Raw genomic sequence first — 3,529 nt, forward strand, 5'->3', positions numbered from 1 at the left:
CATGCCCATCAACTTAAAAATGAAAACAAAGTGTACTTTCATTTTGTGGAGGTAAAGCATTCCTAAAATAGAAGCATACTCTTAATAATATGCATACCAAATAAACCCTAACGGGTTTCCTTTTTTAAATTATGCAACTTTCTTTTGTTTTTTCAACCCATTATACTCATAAACAACACCCATAATATCAAAAACAGTCTTCTTCTCATATCGATGAGATTTTCTCCCGTTCTTCTGTAGGAGGTGGAACAGGCTGATTAGGATCTTTGTTATTTCTTGGATGTTTTGTTGTATGGCTTGATACAAACTTGATAAGTGATCTTGAATCATTCCAATTGCTTTATATTCACTTAATTCTTGTTTCTTCTTTTGTAAAATTAATTGTCGCATCTTAAACATAGTAGAAGAACATAGAAAAATGGCAATGAGTTTTCCATAAACATGGCATTCTAATCGCTCTTGTTTAATATGTTGCCAATGATGAATTTGAAATAAGGATTTCCAAGTTTTAAAAATGATTTCAATTTGCCAGCGGAGAGAGTAAAAATTATGGATTTGTTCCATCGGAGCAATCTCCCAAAGTGTATTGGTAACATATAGGTTCATGCCAGCTAATCGTTTGCTTTTTTCCGAATATGTAATCCCTTTTTTACTTTCTGTGTACACTTGTTTTTTCATACGCTTACGAAGTTGTTTTTCTGTTAATCGATACATAATCACCCGAGTGAATAGTTTTTTATCCTTTCCAATATAAGCTTCTTTTATTTCATAGGACTGTCCTGGTTTTAAGGTATCCATGATGTGCTCTAAATCAACTTTGATGTACTGAGATTGTTTTTTTATTGTTCCGTTTCGAAAGTATTCAGGAAATTCATTTTTGACATATACCCTATTGTTTAATTTGAGTCGCGATATATAGTACACACCACGTTGATCCATTTGATCTAAATCATCCAGTGAATAATAGCCTAAATCCCGGATACATAGGTCACCAGGGCGTAATGTTGATAAACACTCTGTTCCAAAGGTTTTATCATTATTTTTCCCTGGTTCCACTTGGAAATTTAAAAACTGACCACTATGTAAATCATATTCTAACTGGATTTTTATACCCGCTGTTTGTGCACAACCACCTGATCCAGGATATACATTGGCCAAGTGTTTTGGTACGTGAAAAATGGTTGCATCTAAAATACGAATTCGCTGAAAATAGGTAAGTGAAGCACTTGGAATTGCTGACTTTCCACAAACTTTATTTTTTAATAATGTGGAGAAAATATGTTTCAAAAAGAACACTGCCTTTTTATTAAAGCGCTTATTTAGTCCTTCAGGACTCATAAGAGTTCCTGTTGATGCATGTAGCTGACTACACAATCGGACTAATGAATCACTCGCTACTCGTTGACTAATCCAGACACATATAGTAGCTAAATCATACCCTGAAAATTTACGTTTTCGCTTTACAAAACCTAGCTCTCTAGCGAGATTTTCCAAAAATGAAGGGGTAAGATGTTCATATAATTCTTCAGCAAATAATTGTAATTCGTCAGAAATTGATAGATACATACAAAAACGCCATCCTTTCCTATGATTCTACAGAAAGAATAGCGTATTTTTTGGTTCTGGTGCAAAGGTAATGGAAAAGAAAATATAACATATATATTTCTAGCATAATGGTAGGATAATCCTGGTTCCTCATCATTTCTACTAAATTACGAAAAATTAAGTTGTACCGTACCAACGTACAGTTAACAAAATAATATCTTGCTGATAATGCTTCCATTTGAACAAATTTTCCTTTTCCATACCGATCACACATCTTTTGTAGAGTAATAGTATCAGCATATCCCAGTTTAAGAGGTTACTTACAAAATATTTAGAATTTTTTGTGAGAATCCTCCGAAATATAATACAGACTTTAAATATTTTCATTTATAATTCTCTATTTGTCTATACTTTTCATATCGCTGTTGTATAAGCTCTTCCGAGGATAATAGTATCAATTTTTTTAGAGATGATTCGATTACAGATTCAATCATTTTTGCCTGTGATTTTATATCATTTTGTGCTCCACCTTTAATTTCAGGAATGATTTCATCAATAATTCCTAAATGTTTTAAATCTTTTGCTGAAATTTTCATATGTTCAGCAGCTTCTGGAGCATACTTAGCGTCCTTCCATAGGATAGATGCTGCTCCTTCTGGCGAAATTACCGAGTACCATGAATACTCTAACATATGGATATGGTTACCGACACTAAGGCCAAGAGCTCCACCACTTGATGCCTCTCCAATTACAATACAAACAATTGGCACTTTAAGTGTAGCCATTTCAAATAGATTTCGAGCTATCGCTTCAGAAATTCCACGTTCTTCAGACCCTTTCCCTGGATAGGCGCCTATTGTATCAATAAATGTAATAATAGGGCGATTAAATTTATCAGCTTGTTTCATAAGTCTTAGCGCTTTTCTATAACCTTCTGGATGTGCCATTCCAAAATTTCTTTCTATACTTTCCTTTGTATTTCTACCTCTTTGATGACCAATAACCGTAACGGGCATCCCTTTAAATTTTGCAATACCACCTATCATTGCTTTATCATCACCATATAATCGATCACCATGAAGTTCGAGAAAGTTTGTAAACAATAAAGGTATATAGTCCAATGTCGTGGGCCGGTTACGTAGCCTTGCAATTTGAACTCGTTGAAAAGGTGTAATATTAGAATAAATTTTATCTTGCATTTTATTTAAACGTTTTTCTAATACATGAATTTCTGACGATAAATCTACATTATTTTCTTTCATAATTTTCTTTAATTCATCAAATTTCTCTTTTAATTCAATAATAGGACGTTCGAAATCCAAACTCATTTTATCCTCCAAATGTTATGATTTACCTCACTCTAATCAAAAGGCTTAGAAATAGAATCAATAAATAATTCAAAACCATCCACAACTATTTTTTGTTCTGATTCTGATAAATTATTGAGAATACTTTGATAAAATGTAATGGATTGCTCTCTTAAGCAATTAACAGTTATGTGACCTTTTTCTGTGAGGTGCAGAAAAAGTTCTCTTCTATTTTTTTCATTTACTTCACGATAAACAAGCCCCTTTTTTACTAACTTATCTACCAATCTACTTACAGTTGAAGTCTCTAATCTAAGTTTATTGGATAGTTGCCAAACAGTTAATTTTTCCACCTCTAGTTCCTCTAACGCCATCATTTGAGAAGTTGGTAAAGGTTTTTCAAATGGTCCATTGGGCAAATTTTGAGATTCAAAAACCCCAGTTATTATAATCATTTTCTTAATATCTGTTCTTAGTTTTAAGGCATCTTCTCTTTTCAAAAAGGTCACCCTCCTACAACTAATGTATCATACATCAATTGTATTATACATGAATATGATTTTTTCACAAGCTTAACGTAAGCCAATATTACAACATGGACGAGATATTTCTTCTTGTTAAAATGGTATAAGTGGATTGTTTTCTACAAATGGCAGAACATCAATTATGTATCAGGG

3 protein-coding genes and 1 pseudogene are annotated in these 3,529 nt (G+C 32.7%); all 4 read right to left on the reverse strand.

Going from position 1 to position 3,529, the window contains the following annotated elements:
* Nucleotides 1-129: 129 nt before the first annotated feature.
* Nucleotides 130-1,566, reverse strand: coding sequence for an IS4 family transposase (locus FT637_RS29335; protein WP_193649229.1), 1,437 nt, complete (start codon nucleotides 1,564-1,566; stop codon nucleotides 130-132).
* A gap of 121 nt (nucleotides 1,567-1,687) precedes the next feature.
* Nucleotides 1,688-1,806 (reverse strand): annotated as a pseudogene (locus FT637_RS29340) (IS6 family transposase); the annotation flags it as partial.
* 122 nt (nucleotides 1,807-1,928) lie between these two features.
* Nucleotides 1,929-2,873, reverse strand: coding sequence for an acetyl-CoA carboxylase carboxyltransferase subunit alpha (locus tag FT637_RS29345; RefSeq protein ID WP_002162311.1), 945 nt, complete (start codon nucleotides 2,871-2,873; stop codon nucleotides 1,929-1,931).
* Between the two features lie 32 nt (nucleotides 2,874-2,905).
* Nucleotides 2,906-3,352: a MarR family winged helix-turn-helix transcriptional regulator gene (locus FT637_RS29350; RefSeq protein WP_002095873.1), complete on the reverse strand. Its 447-nt coding sequence runs from the start codon at nucleotides 3,350-3,352 to the stop codon at nucleotides 2,906-2,908.
* Nucleotides 3,353-3,529 lie beyond the last annotated feature (177 nt).

It is taken from the genome of Bacillus cereus, assembly GCF_015071065.1.
Taxonomy (GTDB): Bacteria; Bacillota; Bacilli; order Bacillales; family Bacillaceae_G; genus Bacillus_A; species Bacillus_A cereus_BA.